General features: G+C 62.9%; 16 protein-coding genes. 9 read left to right on the top strand and 7 right to left on the bottom strand.

What is annotated here, in order from left to right; translation table 11 throughout:
* Positions 1-127: 127 nt before the first annotated feature.
* The 3 genes from IWW33_RS06410 to IWW33_RS06400 all read right to left on the bottom strand — a co-directional run bounded on the left by IWW33_RS06410 (position 128) and on the right by IWW33_RS06400 (position 3,878).
* Positions 128-2,179, bottom strand: a complete 2,052-nt coding sequence (locus IWW33_RS06410) for a GGDEF domain-containing phosphodiesterase (RefSeq protein WP_046784883.1) — start codon at positions 2,177-2,179, stop codon at positions 128-130.
* Positions 2,180-2,449: 270 nt separating this feature from the next.
* Entirely contained in the window at positions 2,450-3,046 is a 597-nt protein-coding gene (locus IWW33_RS06405; protein ID WP_012312902.1) for a Fe-Mn family superoxide dismutase, read from the bottom strand.
* Between the two features lie 232 nt (positions 3,047-3,278).
* Entirely contained in the window at positions 3,279-3,878 is a 600-nt protein-coding gene (locus IWW33_RS06400; RefSeq protein WP_046784884.1) for a LysE/ArgO family amino acid transporter, read from the bottom strand.
* A 90-nt stretch (positions 3,879-3,968) separates the two neighbouring features.
* On the opposite strand from IWW33_RS06400, the gene IWW33_RS06395 reads away from it, so the two are divergent.
* The 3 genes from IWW33_RS06395 to IWW33_RS06385 all read left to right on the top strand — a co-directional run bounded on the left by IWW33_RS06395 (position 3,969) and on the right by IWW33_RS06385 (position 6,816).
* Positions 3,969-4,859 (top strand): LysR family transcriptional regulator ArgP, encoded by an 891-nt coding sequence (locus IWW33_RS06395; protein WP_046784885.1) that lies wholly within the window; start codon positions 3,969-3,971, stop codon positions 4,857-4,859.
* 46 nt (positions 4,860-4,905) lie between these two features.
* Complete coding sequence (locus IWW33_RS06390) at positions 4,906-5,901, top strand: NAD(P)-dependent oxidoreductase (protein ID WP_046784886.1); 996 nt, start codon at positions 4,906-4,908, stop codon at positions 5,899-5,901.
* An 87-nt stretch (positions 5,902-5,988) separates the two neighbouring features.
* Complete coding sequence (locus IWW33_RS06385; protein ID WP_046784887.1) at positions 5,989-6,816, top strand: ATPase; 828 nt, start codon at positions 5,989-5,991, stop codon at positions 6,814-6,816.
* Between the two features lie 132 nt (positions 6,817-6,948).
* Here the strand turns inward: IWW33_RS06385 and IWW33_RS06380 are convergent, their stop codons facing one another.
* Together IWW33_RS06380 and IWW33_RS06375 are read right to left on the bottom strand one after the other, a co-directional pair.
* A complete protein-coding gene (locus tag IWW33_RS06380; protein WP_046784888.1) occupies positions 6,949-7,998 on the bottom strand; it encodes an alkene reductase in 1,050 nt (349 codons plus the stop codon).
* 18 nt (positions 7,999-8,016) lie between these two features.
* A complete protein-coding gene (locus IWW33_RS06375; RefSeq protein ID WP_046784889.1) occupies positions 8,017-8,319 on the bottom strand; it encodes a helix-turn-helix transcriptional regulator in 303 nt (100 codons plus the stop codon).
* A gap of 152 nt (positions 8,320-8,471) precedes the next feature.
* Between IWW33_RS06375 and IWW33_RS06370 the strand changes: the two genes are divergently transcribed.
* Positions 8,472-9,053 (top strand): ACP phosphodiesterase, encoded by a 582-nt coding sequence (locus IWW33_RS06370; RefSeq protein WP_115273660.1) that lies wholly within the window; start codon positions 8,472-8,474, stop codon positions 9,051-9,053.
* 21 nt (positions 9,054-9,074) lie between these two features.
* Here the strand turns inward: IWW33_RS06370 and IWW33_RS06365 are convergent, their stop codons facing one another.
* Both IWW33_RS06365 and olsB read right to left on the bottom strand, forming a co-directional pair.
* Positions 9,075-9,863, bottom strand: a complete 789-nt coding sequence (locus IWW33_RS06365; protein ID WP_174142077.1) for a lysophospholipid acyltransferase family protein — start codon at positions 9,861-9,863, stop codon at positions 9,075-9,077.
* Positions 9,863-10,618: an L-ornithine N(alpha)-acyltransferase gene (gene olsB, locus IWW33_RS06360; RefSeq protein WP_174142076.1), complete on the bottom strand. Its 756-nt coding sequence runs from the start codon at positions 10,616-10,618 to the stop codon at positions 9,863-9,865. Before olsB ends, IWW33_RS06365 begins: the two co-directional genes overlap by 1 nt.
* A 141-nt stretch (positions 10,619-10,759) precedes the next feature.
* Here olsB and IWW33_RS06355 point away from each other — a divergent pair, with 141 nt between their 5' ends.
* The 5 genes from IWW33_RS06355 to IWW33_RS06335 all read left to right on the top strand — a co-directional run bounded on the left by IWW33_RS06355 (position 10,760) and on the right by IWW33_RS06335 (position 14,872).
* Positions 10,760-11,647, top strand: coding sequence for an acyl-CoA dehydrogenase (locus IWW33_RS06355; protein WP_174142075.1), 888 nt, complete (start codon positions 10,760-10,762; stop codon positions 11,645-11,647).
* A gap of 64 nt (positions 11,648-11,711) precedes the next feature.
* Positions 11,712-12,794 carry a serine hydrolase gene (locus IWW33_RS06350; protein ID WP_174142074.1) on the top strand — a complete coding sequence of 361 codons (1,083 nt, stop codon included), beginning with the start codon at positions 11,712-11,714 and terminating at the stop codon, positions 12,792-12,794.
* Positions 12,791-13,087, top strand: a complete 297-nt coding sequence (locus tag IWW33_RS06345) for a hypothetical protein (protein WP_046784895.1) — start codon at positions 12,791-12,793, stop codon at positions 13,085-13,087. Before IWW33_RS06350 ends, IWW33_RS06345 begins: the two co-directional genes overlap by 4 nt.
* A 44-nt stretch (positions 13,088-13,131) precedes the next feature.
* Entirely contained in the window at positions 13,132-13,713 is a 582-nt protein-coding gene (locus IWW33_RS06340; RefSeq protein WP_174142073.1) for a YceI family protein, read from the top strand.
* A gap of 1 nt (position 13,714) precedes the next feature.
* Positions 13,715-14,872: a phosphatidylserine/phosphatidylglycerophosphate/cardiolipin synthase family protein gene (locus tag IWW33_RS06335; protein ID WP_115273663.1), complete on the top strand. Its 1,158-nt coding sequence runs from the start codon at positions 13,715-13,717 to the stop codon at positions 14,870-14,872.
* The last annotated feature ends 26 nt before the right edge of the window (positions 14,873-14,898 follow it).

Below are 14,898 nucleotides of genomic sequence, written 5' to 3'. Positions count from 1 at the left end.
TGTGGTTGGACAGTGCGCCGTGGCACGTAAAACTACAACATCATGCGAAAGATTTGCATTTGCTGTAAAGGGGTGGGGCGCAATTATGTAAATGCCGGTTAAGGCCTGGAACCAACAGGGGCAGGGGTTATAACGCAGAAACCTGATTGCGCTGGGCCTGGCGCAGGAAACTGGTCAGCTCGCGCGCTGACAGTGGCTTGCTGTAGTGATAGCCCTGACCTTCGTGGCAGCCTTGGGCGATGATGTAGGCTTCCTGCTCGGACGTCTCCACGCCCTCGGCGATCACCTGCATGCCCAGGCTTTTGCCCAACTGGATGATTGCCCGAACGATGGTGGCATCGTCATCGTCGTCCAGCAGGTCCTGGACGAAGCTCTTGTCGATCTTGATCTTGTCCAGTGGCAGCGACTTGAGGTAGCTGAGCGACGAGTAACCGGTGCCGAAGTCGTCGATGGCGATCATCGCACCGGAGCGGCGCAGGCTGAGCAGGTGCTGGGCGGCGGTGCTGATGTCTTCCATCAGGCCGGTCTCGGTCACTTCCAGTTCCAGGCTGCGCGGTGGCAGACGGTAAGCCTGCAGCAGATTGTTGACCACGCGCGGAAGTTCGTTGTGATGCAGTTGCACGGTGGACAGGTTGACTGCCATGCGCAGTTCGCTGAAGCCCAGATCGTGCCATTCGCGCAGTTGCCTGCAGGCCTGGTCGAGTACCCACTCGCCGATGGTGATGATGTTGCCGTTCTGTTCGGCCAGCGGGATGAACTGGTCCGGCGGGACCATGCCAAGTTCAGGATGCTGCCAGCGCAGCAAGGCTTCGACGCCGACCACGCGGTGATCGCGGTAGCTGATCTGCGGCTGGTAGACAAGGAACAACTGGTTGCGCGACAGCGCCTCGCGCAGGTCCTTTTCCAATTCACGGCGTCGACGCATCTCGCTGTCGACGCTGGCGATGTAGAACTGGTAGCGGTTGCGCGAGCGGGCCTTGGCCAAGGTCATGGTCTGCTCGGCCTTTTGCAGCAGCTTCTCGGTGCTGTCGCCGTCTTCGGGGAACAGGGTGATGCCGATGGTGGCGCGCAGGCGAATCTGCTGGTGATCCAGGTCGAACGGTGCTTCCAGGTCATCGAGGATGCTCTGCGCCAGTTCTGCGGCCTCGTAGGGCTGTTCGATAGTGGCCTGCACCAGGGCGAACTGGTCGCCACCCAGGCGTGCCAGCGCCCCCAGGCGGCCACTGTGGGCGCGCAGGCGGTCCGCCAGGGCGAGCAGCAACTGGTCGCCGACCTGATAGCTGAACTGCTCGTTTATGCCTTTGAAGTCGTCCAGGCCCACGCACAGTACGGCGACGCGATGCTGCAGGCGGGCGCCGTCTATAAGGATCTTGTCGAGCTGTGCCTGTAGCTGCTGGCGGTTCGGCAGGCCGGTCAGGAAGTCGTATTGGGCCATGCGTTGCAGGCTGTTTTCGGCTTCGTGGCGCAGATGGGTATTGCGCTCGATCGAGGCCAGCAGCTGGTTGGCGGTGTTGACCCAGATGCCCAGTTCGTTTTTTTCATGGCCTTTGAGCAGCGGAATCTGGTGCTGGCTGGGGCGGTCAGGGTTGATCTGGGTGAGGTGCTCGATGATTTTCGACAGCGGTTTGGTCAGCAGCCAGTGGTAGACCAGGTACAGCACCAGGCCCATGGCCAGGGCGCGCAGCACGCCGGAAATGAAGATGATGATGGCGTTGAGCAGGAAGCCTTCACCGTAGGCGGCAGTGTCCAGGGTGATACTCAGGTCACCGTAGTACTCGCTGTAGGGGCCGCGGCCGACCAACTGAGTGGTGTAGGTGCGTTCCTGGCCAAGGAGCAGGTCGGTCAACCAGCGTACGGGAGAGTCCTGCAGCGGGCGGGACTTTTCGGCGAGCATGGTTTCATTGGGGTGGCCGATGGAAGCCTGGCGTACAGACTCGTCCTGGAACAGGCCTTCCATGACCTGCATGCCCATTTCCCGATCAAGGCTGTAGACCGCCTGGGTCGAGGGATCGCGAAACATGTCGAGGATGCGCTGGGCGTCGCTGTCGACGGTCTGACGGGTCTTGTAGGTGTCATAGACGATCTGCGCGCAGCTAAGAACGACACCGACCGCCAGCGCCGAAAGGAGCACGACCCTGAGCAACTTGACCGATAAGCTGTTCCGCAATTCCAGCTTCAATGGGGGTTTCCTTAATCCATGCGAATGACATCATTTTGCCATTAACCTTGGCGATACACTATCGGCCGGTGGAGCTGCCCTGAGCAGTGTATCGGTTGCCTGACCCTGCAACTTGAGTGCGCTGTAGCGAACTTTCAGACGTTTGATGTTAGCGCGCTCTGCGGGGGGAGCAAGAGCCGCCGGGAAAACTGTTCGTTGGGAGCCTGTGATGCCGGCACCGGCCATAAAAAAACCCGGCGCATGGCCGGGTTTTCAGTTCAAGGCGCAAGATCAGGCCTTGAAGGTCTTGCCTTCGAACTGCTCGGCAACGAAGGCCCAGTTGACCAGGTTCCAGAATGCTTCTACGTACTTCGGACGCAGGTTGCGGTAGTCGATGTAGTAGGCGTGTTCCCAGACGTCGCAGGTCAGCAGCGGGGTGTCGCCGCTGGTCAGCGGGCAGCCGGCACCGATGGTGCTGGCCAGGGCCAGGGAGCCGTCGGCCTTCTTGACCAGCCAGCCCCAGCCGGAACCGAAGGTGCCAACCGAAGTCTTGGTGAACTCTTCCTTGAACTTGTCGAAGGAACCGAATGCGGCGTTGATGGCTTCAGCCAGCGCACCGGTAGGCTGGCCACCACCGTTTGGCGACAGGCAGTTCCAGTAGAAGGTGTGGTTCCAGACTTGAGCGGCGTTGTTGAAGATGCCGCCCGAAGAGCTCTTGACGATCTCTTCCAGGGTCTTGCCTTCGAATTCGGTGCCTGGGACCAGGTTGTTCAGGTTCACGACGTAGGTGTTGTGGTGCTTGTCGTGGTGATACTCCAGGGTTTCCTTGGAGATGTGCGGCTGCAGGGCATCGTGGGCGTACGGCAGCGGCGGCAATTCAAAAGCCATGGTGGATCTCCTGATTCAGGTCTAGTTCGCGGTTTGCGCAAGGCCGATCACGGGCGGCCCTATGTGCGTCGGCGAGTTTGTACTCTTTGCGACGCAAGGGCTGGATCATAGCACCAGCCCCGCCGCATAACCACGCAACAAAGATAGGGAATAGAGGTTCCAGAGCGGTTGCCTGCCGCCGACGGGTGGCGCTCCGTTGCAAGCTTGCAGCTTGCAGCTTGCAGCTTGCAGCTCAAGCAAAGATCAGCTGCGCCGCCACGGCGAACATCATCACGGCCACCATCAGGTCGAGCATCCGCCAGGTGGCCGGGCGGGCCAGCCAGGGCGCCAGCCATGCAGCACCGATCGCCAAAGTCGAGAACCATAGCAGCGAAGCGCTGGCGGCCCCTGCCACATAGGCGCCCGGCACGGTCTGCTGTGCGCCCAGCGAGCCGATCAGCAACACGGTGTCCAGGTACACATGCGGGTTCAGGAGGGTAACGGCCAGTGCACTGAGCAGCACCGCACGCCGCGAGCGCATGCCTTGGCCTTGCTGATGCTGCAGGCTCTGTTTGGAGCATGCACTGCGCAGGGCCTTGGCGCCGTACCAGAGCAGAAACACCGCGCCACCCCAGCGTGCAATCGCCAGCAGCGTCGGATTATGCGCCAGCACCGTGGCCAGGCCGAATACACCGGCGGCTACCAGCAGGGCGTCGCAGACGATGCACAGTGCTGCCACCGGCAGGTGATGTTCACGGCGCAGGCTCTGCGCCAGGACGAAGGCGTTCTGTGCGCCAATGGCCATGATCAGGCCGAAGGCCACCAGCATGCCGTTCAGATAGCTTTGCCACATGGCAGATACTCCAGAGAAGATGCTGGCTATTGTGCGGATCCCCCCTGTATAAGAAAAACAAATAGTGCTGATCCGTCATTAGGAAAATCGATGTTCGACTACAAGCTGCTTGCCGCGCTCGCGGCGGTGATCGAGCAAGGTGGTTTCGAACGTGCAGCGCAGGTGCTGGGGCTGTCGCAATCGGCTATCTCACAGCGCATCAAGCTGCTCGAGGCGCGGGTTGGTCAGCCGGTGCTGGTGCGCGCCGCGCCACCGAGCCCGACCGAGGTCGGGCGACAGTTGCTCAACCATGTGCAGCAGGTGCGGCTGCTCGAACGTGACCTGCAGCGCCAGGTACCGGCACTCGATGAAGAGGGCATGCCAGAGCGTCTGCGCATTGCGCTCAACGCTGATAGCCTGGCGACCTGGTGGGCAGCTGCGGTGGGTTCGTTTTGCGCCGAGCAGCAGGTACTCACCGACCTTGTGGTGGAAGACCAGGAGGTTGGCCTGAAGCGCATGCGTGCCGGGGAGGTGGCGGCCTGCCTGTGCGGCAGTGAGCGGCCGGTGGCCGGCGCCCGCAGCATGCCGCTGGGTGCCATGCGCTACCGGGCGCTGGCCAGCCCGGCATTCATGGCGCGCTATTTCCCAATGGGTTTCGAGGCCCGGCGCCTGGCCCGCACGCCGGCGATCGTGTACGGCCCGGACGATTTTCTGCAGCACCGATACCTCGCTTCTCTCGGTATCGAAGATGGCTTCCTGCACCACCTTTGCCCGTCGTCCGAAGGCTTCCTGCGCATGACCGAAGCTGGCCTGGGCTGGGGCCTGGTGCCTGAGTTGCAGGCCCGTGAGCAGTTGAGTAGTGGGCGACTGGTGGAAATTTGTGCCGATACCCCCATCGATGTGCCGCTGTACTGGCATCATTGGCGTAACGGCGGGCAACTGCTCGCGCAACTGACCGAACACCTGCGGCACACGGCACAGCATTGGCTGGTGCCCTTGTAGTGGCGGCTGGCGTCTGTTGCATCTGAAATCTGAGGCGGAGTGTTACATGCGAATTCTGGTCACTGGCGCGAGCGGCTTCATCGGCGGGCGCTTTGCGCGCTTCGCCCTGGAGCAAGGCCTGGATGTGCGGGTCAGCGGCCGGCGCGCCGAGGGCGTCGAGCACCTGGTCAAGCGCGGTGCGCAGTTCATCCCCGGCGACCTCGGTGACGCCGAACTGGCCCGGCGCCTGTGCCAGGGCGTCGAGGCGGTGGTGCATTGCGCGGGGGCGGTGGGCACCTGGGGGCGCTATCAGGATTTTTACCAGGGCAATGTGGTGGTCACCGAGAACGTGGTCGAGGGCTGCTTGAAGGAGCATGTCCGTCGCCTGGTACACCTGTCGTCGCCGTCGATCTACTTCAATGGCCGTTCGCGCCTGGATATCCGCGAGGACCAGGTACCGCGCCGCTTTCACCATCATTACGCGCAGACCAAATACCTTGCTGAACAAAAGGTCTTCGGCGCCCAGGAGTTTGGGCTCGAAGTTCTGGCCCTGCGCCCGCGCTTTGTAACCGGAGCCGGTGATGCCAGTATTTTCCCGCGGCTGATGCAGATGCAGCGCAAGGGCCGTGTGGCGATCATCGGCAACGGCCTGAACAAAGTCGATTTCACCAGCGTGCACAATCTCAATGAGGCACTGCTTGGCGCGCTGTTCGCCGATGATCGCGCGTTAGGGCAGGCCTACAACATCAGTAATGGTCAACCGTTGCCATTGTGGGATGTGGTCAATTACGTGATGCGCCAGATGCAGTTGCCCCAGGTGACCCGTTATCGCGCCTACGGCATGGCCTACAGCATGGCGGCGCTGAACGAGGCCGCTTGCATGCTCTGGCCCGGGCGACCCCAGCCCACCCTCACGCGCCTGGGGATGCAAGTGATGAGCCGCGATTTCACCCTGGATATCAGCCGCGCCCGGCAGTACCTGGACTATCAGCCCAAGGTCAGCCTGTGGACGGCGCTGGATGAATTTTGCGCGTGGTGGAAGCACCAGCCCCTTGGCCAGTGAACCAGGCGCCAGGATGATGGTCATCAGTGCGCCGCGTGAGCGGTTTATACTCATGTCTCTTTGCTACTACCGCGGTTGAAACTATCCATGCGTAACGATGCCCACGACGATTTTGATGATGTGCCAACCCTGCGTGCCGGCACCCCGGATGACGACGAACTGTTGCCGGCGCGTGTGTCGCGCAACCGCCAGAAGGCCACCAGACCCGCCAGTACCGGCCCACTGTGGGCGTTGCTGGGGGCTTCGTTCATCGCGCTGGCCGGGCTCGGCTGGTGGAGCTTTCAGCAGATCTCGCTGATGGAGCAGCAACTGGTGGCCACTCAGGAAAGCTTTGCGCGCATCAGCGAGGAAGCGGCGGGGCGCTTGCAGGCGATCAGTGGCAAGGTCGCTGCCACCGAGAGCTCTACCAGCACCGGCAGTGAGGCGCTCAAGCTGCAGATCCGCCAACTGCAGGCCAGCCTGGCCGAGCAGGGCAAGCAACAGCAGGGGGTGGCCGGGCAGACGGGTGACCTGGGCAAGCGTCTGGAGCAGGTGCTGGCCGATACCCGCGAGCAGCAAAAGGCGGTAACTGAGCTGCAAACCCAGTTACAGGCGCAGTTGAAGGCGGTGAATGCCGAGCTGGCGGCGTTGAAGTCAGGCCAGGTGGATGGCGGCAAGCTCGATGGGCAGCTCAAGAGCCTTAGCGAGGAGGTGGCCGCACTGAAGAAGCAGGGCAACCCGAAAGCGGCGATCGAGAGCCTGGAGCAGGACGTGCTGGTATTGAAGAGCCAGGTGGACAATCGCCCGGCTGCGGCGCCAGCAAGTGGCGCTTCGGTGCAGGAGTTCGATGCGTTTCGTGGGCAGACCACGCGTAACTTCAACACCTTGCAGAGCCAGATTCAGAATTTGCAGCAGCAGATCAATGCTCGGCCTTAGGGCCTTAGGGCCTTAGGGGAGGGCTTCGCCCTCCTTTCGCGACACAAGGCCGCTCCTACACGAAATTGAGCGGTCGACTGTCGGGGCGGCCTTGTGTCGCGAAGGGCCGCAAAGCGGCCCCGGCGATCTGACTTACAGCCGCGGGTAATCGATGTACCCCACCGGCCCTTTTGCATAGAAGGTCTCCGGGTGCGCCTGGTTCAGCGGCGCATCGGCTGCCAGCCGTGCCGGCAGGTCCGGGTTGGCAATGAACGGCACGCCAAATGCCACCGCATCCGCCTTGCCACTGGCCAACGCGGCATTGGCACTGGCCTTGTCGAACCGCTCGTTGACGATGTAAGGGCCACCGAACGCTGCTTTGATCAGCGGGCCGATACTGTCATCGGCTTCTTTCTCCCGAGAGCAGATGAAGGCGATACCCCGCTTGCCCAGTTCCCGCGCTACATAGGTGAAGGTCTCGGCGCGGTCGGCATCACCCATGTCATGGGAGTCTGCGCGCGGTGCAAGGTGCACGCCGACACGGCCTGCGCCCCACACGCCGATGGCGGCGTCTGTCACCTCCAGCAGCAGGCGGGCACGGTTTTCCAGTGAACCACCGTAGCGGTCGGTGCGCTGGTTGGTGCTGCTCTGCAGGAACTGGTCGAGCAGATAGCCGTTGGCACCGTGAATTTCCACGCCATCGAAACCGGCAGCCTTGGCGTTCTCTGCGCCACTGCGGTAAGCCTCGACGATGTCGGCGATTTCTTCGCTTTCCAAGGCCCGTGGGGTCGGGTATTCGGTGATCGGGCGCACCAGGCTGACATGGCCCTTGGGCTGGATGGCGCTGGGAGCCACCGGCAGTTCACCGTTCAAATAGCTGGGGTGGGAAATGCGGCCAACATGCCACAACTGCAGGAATATACGACCGCCCGCGCCGTGCACGGCCTTGGTCACGTTGTTCCAGCCGCGTACCTGCTGGTCGTTCCAGATGCCTGGCGTATCAGGGTAGCCGACGCCCATGGCAGAGACCGAGGTCGCTTCACTGAGGATCAGCCCGGCGCTGGCGCGCTGCACGTAGTACTCGGCCATCAGCGCGTTGGGCACCCGGCCTTCGTCGGCGCGGCAGCGGGTGAGCGGCGCCATGATGATGCGGTTGGGCAGTTGCACATCGCCCAGTGTGATCGGATCGAAAAGCGTGGTCATAACGGGTTACCTACCTTGTCAAAGCGCTTGGCGCAGTTGTTCGAGGAACGCCTGGATGGTGGCTTCGTCGCGTTTGAAAAAATGCCACTGGCCGATCTTCTGGCTGCTGATCAGGCCTGCGCGCTGCAACGTTGCCAGGTGGGCAGAAACGGTCGACTGCGACAGGCCGCAGCGTTGATCGATCTGGCCGGCACAGACACCGTGCTCGGTGCTGTGGTGCTGGGCGGGAAAGTGCGCTGCCGGGTCTTTCAGCCAGTTGAGGATTTCTCGCCGGACCGGGTGGGCCAGGGCTTTTATTATGTCGTCGAGATCGAGAGGCATGGTGTGGGGCTCGTGGTGTAGCGGTATATCGCGATATGACGAAATATAAATCGGTATTTCGCGATATAGAAATATGAAGTGGTTCTGAGCTGAGCGCGAATCGTTATATCGCGTTATAACGATATACGGATGCGCAGTGCTAAACTGCGCCCATGAATTACCTCGCACACCTGCACCTGGGCGGCCCGGCGCCGCAACAACTGCTTGGCAGCCTGTACGGCGATTTCGTCAAAGGCTCGCTGGAGGGGCGCTTTGCGCCGACGCTGGAGGCTGCCATTCGGCTGCATCGGCACATCGACAGCTACACCGATCAGCACCCGTTGGTATTGGCGGCGCTGGCGCGGTTCCCCCGGGAGCGGCGCCGCTATGCCGGGATCATTGTGGATGTGTTCTTCGACCATTGCCTGGCGCAACACTGGGGCGACTATGCCGAACAGCCGCTGGAGCAGTTCACCGGTGCGTTCTATCGCGTGTTGCTGGCCGAGCCCGAGTTGCCAGGGCGGCTGGCGCGCATTGCGCCCTTGATGGCCGCAGATGACTGGCTGGGGGCGTATGGCGATTTTTCCACCCTGGAGCAGGTCTTCAACGGCATTGGGCGACGCTTGTCCCGGCCTGAAGGCATGATGGGTGTGATGGCGGAGCTTGAGCGGTTGTACGAGCCGTTGCTGGCTGATTTCCGTGAGTTCTATCCGCAGTTGCAGACGTTTGCCGCCGCACAGAGATCTGGCCGATAGCGGTGTACTGCCAATCAGGCATCAAGCAGCACGGGCCTGCCGGCGCGCTGCCACCTCGACTTCGCCAACCCCGAACAACGCCATCTGGATAGCCTGTTGCGCCTGAAATGCCAACGCCGCGCGTTCTTTGTCCACGCTGCTGATCGGCTGCAACAGGTGGATGCACACCTCACCCCGCGGCTCGGCGAACAGCCGCATCAGGTGTGACACGAGGTCATCATCACCGATGAACGGCGCAACCAGGTCAGCCTCGCCGTTGCGCAGGTACTCAATGGCAACAGGCTGCACCGCCACACCCTGATCGATGGCGCCTGCCAGCAAACGCCCATGGAAGGTGCGCAACTGGCGCCCGTCGGTGGTGGTGCCCTCGGGGAAGATCAACAGCGGCCTGGCGTCGCCCAGTTGTGCGCTGATCTGTTCACGCAAGCGCTGGCTATCGCCGCCGCCGCGGCGGATGAACAATGTGCCGGCTTTCTCCGCCAGCCAGCCAGCCACGGGCCAGTGGCGGACTTCGGCCTTGGACAGAAACGACAGCGGCAGCAGCATGCCGAGCAGCGGGATATCGGTCCAGGACACGTGGTTGCTGACCCACAACATCGGCCGTTTGGGCAGTTCACCGATTACCCGCACGTCGAAGGGCAGGGCAGCGACCAGGCGTTTCATGAACAGGCAGGTCCAGCGCTGGCGGCGCTCGATGGAGGCCTTCATGCCCATGCGTTCACCGATGGCGATCACGCTGGCCATGAGCATGCCGAAAAGCAGTACCAGCAACAGCCTTGCGAGGCGGGCGAACACCCGCAGTTTGGGCATCAGACCGCTGCCTTGAAGTGGCGGGCGTAACGTGGGCAGAGGTCATCACGCTTGAGCAGGATGAACACGTCGGCCACCTGGAAGTCCTCATCCCAACAGGGTTCACCGCAGATCTTCGCACCCAGGCGCATGTAGGCCTTCAGCAGCGGCGGCATTTCGGCGATGACGTTGTTCGGCAGGGCCAGGGTGGGCAGCGGGTTCTTTGGCTCCGCACGCAGGTGTTCGTTGCACAGGTAACGCTCACGCAGGCGTTGCATGATGGCATGGGCCTGAACCCCGCCATCCTGCATGGGGATGCTCGCGCAGCCCATCAGGTAGCTGTAGCGGCCTTCATTGAGCACTTCGGCCAGCTCACCCCAGAGCACAGCGATGGTGCCGCCGTTGCGGTAGCCGGGGTCGACGCAGGTGCGGCCCAGTTCGAGGATTGGGCCTTGCAGTTGCAGCAGGCCATGCAGGCTGAATTCTTCTTCGCTGTAGAAGCGCCCCAGGCTGCTGGCGGCCTGATGGTCGAGCAGGCGGGTGGTGGCGACCAGTTCGCCGGTGTTCAGGTCGCGTACACCGATGTGCCGGCAATGTACGTCGTAGTCATCCATGTCCAGGCCCAGTTCAGCGCCCTTGAGCCTGGCCTTGAATTCTGCGCTGAACACTTTGTAGCGCAGGGCCTGTGCTTCCTGCAGGGCCGCGGCGCCGACCAGGCGTTCGGCTTGCAGACGGCGTTCAGTGCTGTTGTCGCCAGAGCGAGCTGTCCGAGTCATTGCGAGTCTCCCTAAGCCAGCCATGAAGGGTTGCGGCCGGTCGGCTTTGTTGTGCAAAGTCAGCCTAGGTAGGCGCGGTGTCACCCCTGTGAACCTTTGGTGATGCTTGCGTGACACCCCCTGACAAGCGAGGAGCGTCCGATGGCCTGGTTGCAACGACTCAACGATCCGTTCCGCCAGCCTATGGCCGGTACTTTGGGTGAGGCATATGCCGCGCAGCTCGAGCGCCTCGGTGGGTGCACGCCGTTCGAGCTGGCGGTGCTGGGTGGGCGCGCCATGGCCACACCCGGCCTGGCGTTTCTCATTGGCTACCAGGCCGCCTTGCGCATGCTGTGGCCTAGCGCCCCGGCCAGTCTCGGCGCGTTATGCGCCACCGAGCGGCGTAGCGTGCGCCCTGCGGACATGCAGACGCGCCTGGAGGGTTTACGCCTGACCGGCAGCAAGGACTTCGTGACCGCCGGGCTTGACGCCGAATGGCTGCTGGTGGCGGCGCGCAGCGAAGGGCAGGGTGAAGCACCGCGCCTGAGCCTGGGAGTGGTTTATCCGGGTGAGCCAGGAGTGACCCTGGAGGCGTTGCCGACCCTGCCTTTGATGCCTGAGGTCGGCCACGGGCGCCTGCAACTGCACCAGGCTGCCTGCGAGTTGTTGGCAGGTGATGGTTGGGATGCGTACGTCAAACCGTTTCGCTCGCTGGAAGATTTGTACGTACTGGCGGCGATGGTTGCCTGGTTGTATGGCGTAGCGCAGGAATGCGACTGGCAACAGGAGCTGCGGTTGCGCCTGATTGCCTTGTTGGCCGGCTGTGCCGAGGCCAGCCGCCAGTGCGCCGACAGTGTTGGCTGCCATTTGTTGTTGGCGGGCTTGTTTGCGCAGTTTCAGGCACTGAAAGGGGCCATCGACAAAGCGCTGTCGGCCGGGCCGGCGCAATGGGCGCAGCTGTGGCAGCGTGATCAGGGGGTGATGGCGCTGGCGACGGCTGCTCGGGAAAAGCGCCTGGCCAAGGCTTGGGAGGCTGCCGGATTGTCATGAACGCCTGCCAGGATCGCCTGATCCGTTGAAAACCCGGGTCGCCTTGCGGCCCCAAGAGGCGTTTATGTTGAGGGCAGGGTTGTTGATCCTGGCGGTGGCGGTCGGTTCGGCCAGGGCAGAGGACTGGCCCCTACCGGATTGGCAGGCCGACATCACGGCCATCGACTGGCAGGCTGTCGACAGCTATGCCTTCCCTGAACGCGACGCCACCAAGCGCCGCGGCATTCGCAGCGACGCCCTGCTGATCATCCGTGACGGCCGTATCCTGCACGAACGGTATGCCGCACCTACCACCGCGAAAACCGCCCACCTGACCTGGTCGGTGAGCAAAAGCGTGCTGGCGACAGTGCTGGGCGTGGCCCAAGGTGAGGGGCGTTTTCAACTGCAGGACCCTGCGGCCCGCTTTTACCCGCCCATGCAGGCACACCCCGACGTGCGTCTGGCCGATCTGTTGCATTGGGCCAGTGGCCTGGCCTGGCAGGAAGACTACGAATACGCACCGCTGAAATCCTCGGTAGTGGCCATGCTCTACACGCGCGGGCGCCATGACATGGCGGCTTATACCGCTTCAAGGCCCGTCGCCGAAAAGCCCGGGCAGCGATTCATTTATTCGAGTGGCGACAGCAATGTCCTGGCCGCCGCATTGCGCGGCATGCTCAAGGGCAGTGCTTACCCTGACTACCCCTGGCAGGCGCTGTTCACCCCTCTGGGCATTCACAGCGCCGTTTGGGAACGCGATGGCAGTGGCACCTTCGTTGGCTCTTCCTACCTCTACCTCAGTGCCCGCGACCTGGCGCGCATCGGCCTGTTGATGCAGCGTGAAGGACGCTGGGGTGGCCGCCAGTTGCTGCCGGCAAGCTGGGTTGCTTTCAACCGTACCCTGTTCAGCCAGGCTACACCGCTGCCCGGCGAAGCCAACCCGGGTGGCCACTGGTGGCTCAACCAGCCACTGCCGGGCAGTGCTTCACCTTGGCCTGACGCGCCGGCAGACACCTATGCCGCCCTCGGCCACTGGGGCCAGGCCCTTTACATACTGCCGACCCACAAGCTGGTCATCGTCCGCTACGCCGACGACCGTGATGGCAGTTACCACCATAACGAACTGCTCAAGCGTGTGCTGGCAGCGCTGGCCAAGGAGGGTGCATGAAGCGCCTGCTGGGGCTGGTGATGGTTGCCTTGTTGGGCTGGGCCTGGCTGGAACGCCAGGCATTGGCGGATTTCCCCGGTATTCTTTCGGCTTATTCGGCCAAGGAATATTGCTCCTGCCGTTTTGTCATGGGCTTGGACCCCGCGTATTGCCGGGGTTATGTCGCGCAGTGGTTGCCGTTGAGCATGCTGGAGGAGGACAGCCAGCAGCGTCTGGTTGTCGCAGCGGGCCTGGGCCAGCGCAATCAGGCGGCATGGCAGGGGGCGCAGGCTGGCTGCCGCTTGCTGCCATGAAGACGGCCGGGTAAGGTTGACGGTCTGGTTTCACGAGATCTGTCATGTTCAAGCTGCCCCGTCTTCTACCCGCACTGTTGCTGGCTCTGTGCCTGCCCGCCCACGCCAATTGGCACCTCGATGGTGAATCCTCACGCCTTTCATTCGTCACCGGCAAGGACGGCGATACGGCCGAGGTCCATCGTTTTCTGGTACTGCATGGCACCGTCGACCGCAAGGGCACAGCCGGGCTGCGTATCGAAATGGACTCGGTGAGCAGTGGTATCCCGTTACGGGACGAGCGCATGCGTGACGACCTGTTCGAGGTCGGCCGCTTTGCCGAAGCGACGGTCAAGGCCCAACTCGACCTGCGGCCGATAAACGACCTGGCCGACGGCGCGCAGGTCGAATTGCGCCTGCCACTGACCGTTACGCTGCATGGCCAGTCGCACAGCTACAACGCCTTGTTGCTGGCAACCCGCCTCGATGCGCGGCGCTTCCAGGTGGTGACCCTCGAACCGTTGATACTGCACGCCCACGACTTCGGCCTGCTGCCCGGCCTGGAAACCTTGCGCAAGTTCGCCAAGCTCAAATCCATCAACCCGACGGTACCGGTCAATGCGGTGCTGATTTTCAACGCCCGCTGACATGCCGGGGCCGGTCTTTCCCTGGCGCGATGGCAACCAGTTCGAACTGCTGATCGACGGCCCCGAATTCTTTCCACGCATGCTCCAGGCGATCGAGGGTGCTCAAGCCCAGGTCGATCTTGAGCTGTACCTGGTCGAGGCTGGTGCCTGCGCCGAGGCGGTGGTCCAGGCACTGGAGCAGGCGGCCCGGCGCGGTGTACGCGTGCGTTGCCTGTTCGACGACTACGGCTCGTTGGCTTTCAATGCTGTTTTGCGCCAACGCCTGCTGGATGCCGGTGTGTACCTGCGCTGGTACAACCGCCTGCGCTGGCGCCGCGGCGTGCGCAACCTGTATCGCGACCATCGCAAGTTGCTGCTGGTTGACGAGCGCTTGGCGGTGGTCGGTGGTACCGGTGTCACCGATGAGTTCTGGACGCCGGGTGAAGCGACCAGCGAGTGGCATGAGGTGATGGTGCAGATGCGCGGCCCGGTGGTCAGTGATTGGCAGCTACTGTTCAACCGCCAGTGGCAGGCCAACAACCGCCGTACGGCCTGGCGCCCCGCTGAAGGCTTCGGCCTGCCGCGCCTGCCCAAGGTGCCGGTGCAGGGCCAGGGCATGGGCCGGGTGGCCTATGCCGACGCCCGCCAGCACCGTGACATCCTGCATTCGCTGGTGCGTGCGCTCAACAGCGGTAAACAGCGGGTCTGGCTGGCCACACCTTACTTTTTGCCTACCTGGAGCGTGCGCCGCTCGCTGCGCCGGGCGGCAGGCAAGGGTGTCGATGTGCGCCTGCTGCTCACCGGCCCGCGGACCGATCACCCCTCGGTACGCTACGCCGGTCATCGTTACTACCCTCGTTTATTACGCGCGGGGGTACGTATCTACGAATACCAGCCGTGCTTCCTGCACCTGAAGATGGCGCTGGTGGATGATTGGGTCAGCGTCGGCTCGTGCAACTTCGATCACTGGAACCTGCGCTTCAACCTGGAGGCCAACGTCGAGGCATTGGACCCGCCGCTGACGGCCGCCGTGGTCGCCAGCTTCGAGCGCGACTTCAGCCTGAGTGACGAGGTCGATCTTGACCACTGGCACGCCCGGCCGTTGTGGCGCCGCGTGAAGCAGCGGGTGTGGGGCTGGCTCGACCGCCTTGTGGTCAACCTGCTCGACCGTCGCGACTGAAGCAGACTATCGTGCAGTGGTTGTTC

The sequence above is a fragment of the Pseudomonas sp. M2 genome (assembly GCF_015751845.1).
In the GTDB taxonomy this organism is placed as follows: Bacteria; Pseudomonadota; Gammaproteobacteria; order Pseudomonadales; family Pseudomonadaceae; genus Aquipseudomonas; species Aquipseudomonas putida_E.
The sequence above is the reverse complement of the archived record's forward strand: the minus strand, read 5'-3'. Positions and strand labels throughout refer to the sequence as shown.

What these genes read in the sequence shown, in the direction of transcription:
- IWW33_RS06395 (WP_046784885.1), top strand. Translation starts at nt 3,969, where the DNA reads ATGTTCGACTACAAGCTGCTTGCCGCGCTCGCGGCGGTGATCGAGCAA.
- IWW33_RS06345 (WP_046784895.1), top strand. Translation starts at nt 12,791, where the DNA reads ATGAAGCGCCTGCTGGGGCTGGTGATGGTTGCCTTGTTGGGCTGGGCC.
- IWW33_RS06340 (WP_174142073.1), top strand. Translation starts at nt 13,132, where the DNA reads ATGTTCAAGCTGCCCCGTCTTCTACCCGCACTGTTGCTGGCTCTGTGC.
- IWW33_RS06400 (WP_046784884.1), bottom strand. Translation starts at nt 3,878, where the DNA reads ATGTGGCAAAGCTATCTGAACGGCATGCTGGTGGCCTTCGGCCTGATC.
- IWW33_RS06370 (WP_115273660.1), top strand. Translation starts at nt 8,472, where the DNA reads ATGAATTACCTCGCACACCTGCACCTGGGCGGCCCGGCGCCGCAACAA.
- IWW33_RS06390 (WP_046784886.1), top strand. Translation starts at nt 4,906, where the DNA reads ATGCGAATTCTGGTCACTGGCGCGAGCGGCTTCATCGGCGGGCGCTTT.
- olsB (WP_174142076.1), bottom strand. Translation starts at nt 10,618, where the DNA reads ATGACTCGGACAGCTCGCTCTGGCGACAACAGCACTGAACGCCGTCTG.
- IWW33_RS06385 (WP_046784887.1), top strand. Translation starts at nt 5,989, where the DNA reads ATGCGTAACGATGCCCACGACGATTTTGATGATGTGCCAACCCTGCGT.
- IWW33_RS06375 (WP_046784889.1), bottom strand. Translation starts at nt 8,319, where the DNA reads ATGCCTCTCGATCTCGACGACATAATAAAAGCCCTGGCCCACCCGGTC.
- IWW33_RS06380 (WP_046784888.1), bottom strand. Translation starts at nt 7,998, where the DNA reads ATGACCACGCTTTTCGATCCGATCACACTGGGCGATGTGCAACTGCCC.
- IWW33_RS06355 (WP_174142075.1), top strand. Translation starts at nt 10,760, where the DNA reads ATGGCCTGGTTGCAACGACTCAACGATCCGTTCCGCCAGCCTATGGCC.
- IWW33_RS06350 (WP_174142074.1), top strand. Translation starts at nt 11,712, where the DNA reads ATGTTGAGGGCAGGGTTGTTGATCCTGGCGGTGGCGGTCGGTTCGGCC.
- IWW33_RS06365 (WP_174142077.1), bottom strand. Translation starts at nt 9,863, where the DNA reads ATGCCCAAACTGCGGGTGTTCGCCCGCCTCGCAAGGCTGTTGCTGGTA.
- IWW33_RS06405 (WP_012312902.1), bottom strand. Translation starts at nt 3,046, where the DNA reads ATGGCTTTTGAATTGCCGCCGCTGCCGTACGCCCACGATGCCCTGCAG.
- IWW33_RS06335 (WP_115273663.1), top strand. Translation starts at nt 13,715, where the DNA reads ATGCCGGGGCCGGTCTTTCCCTGGCGCGATGGCAACCAGTTCGAACTG.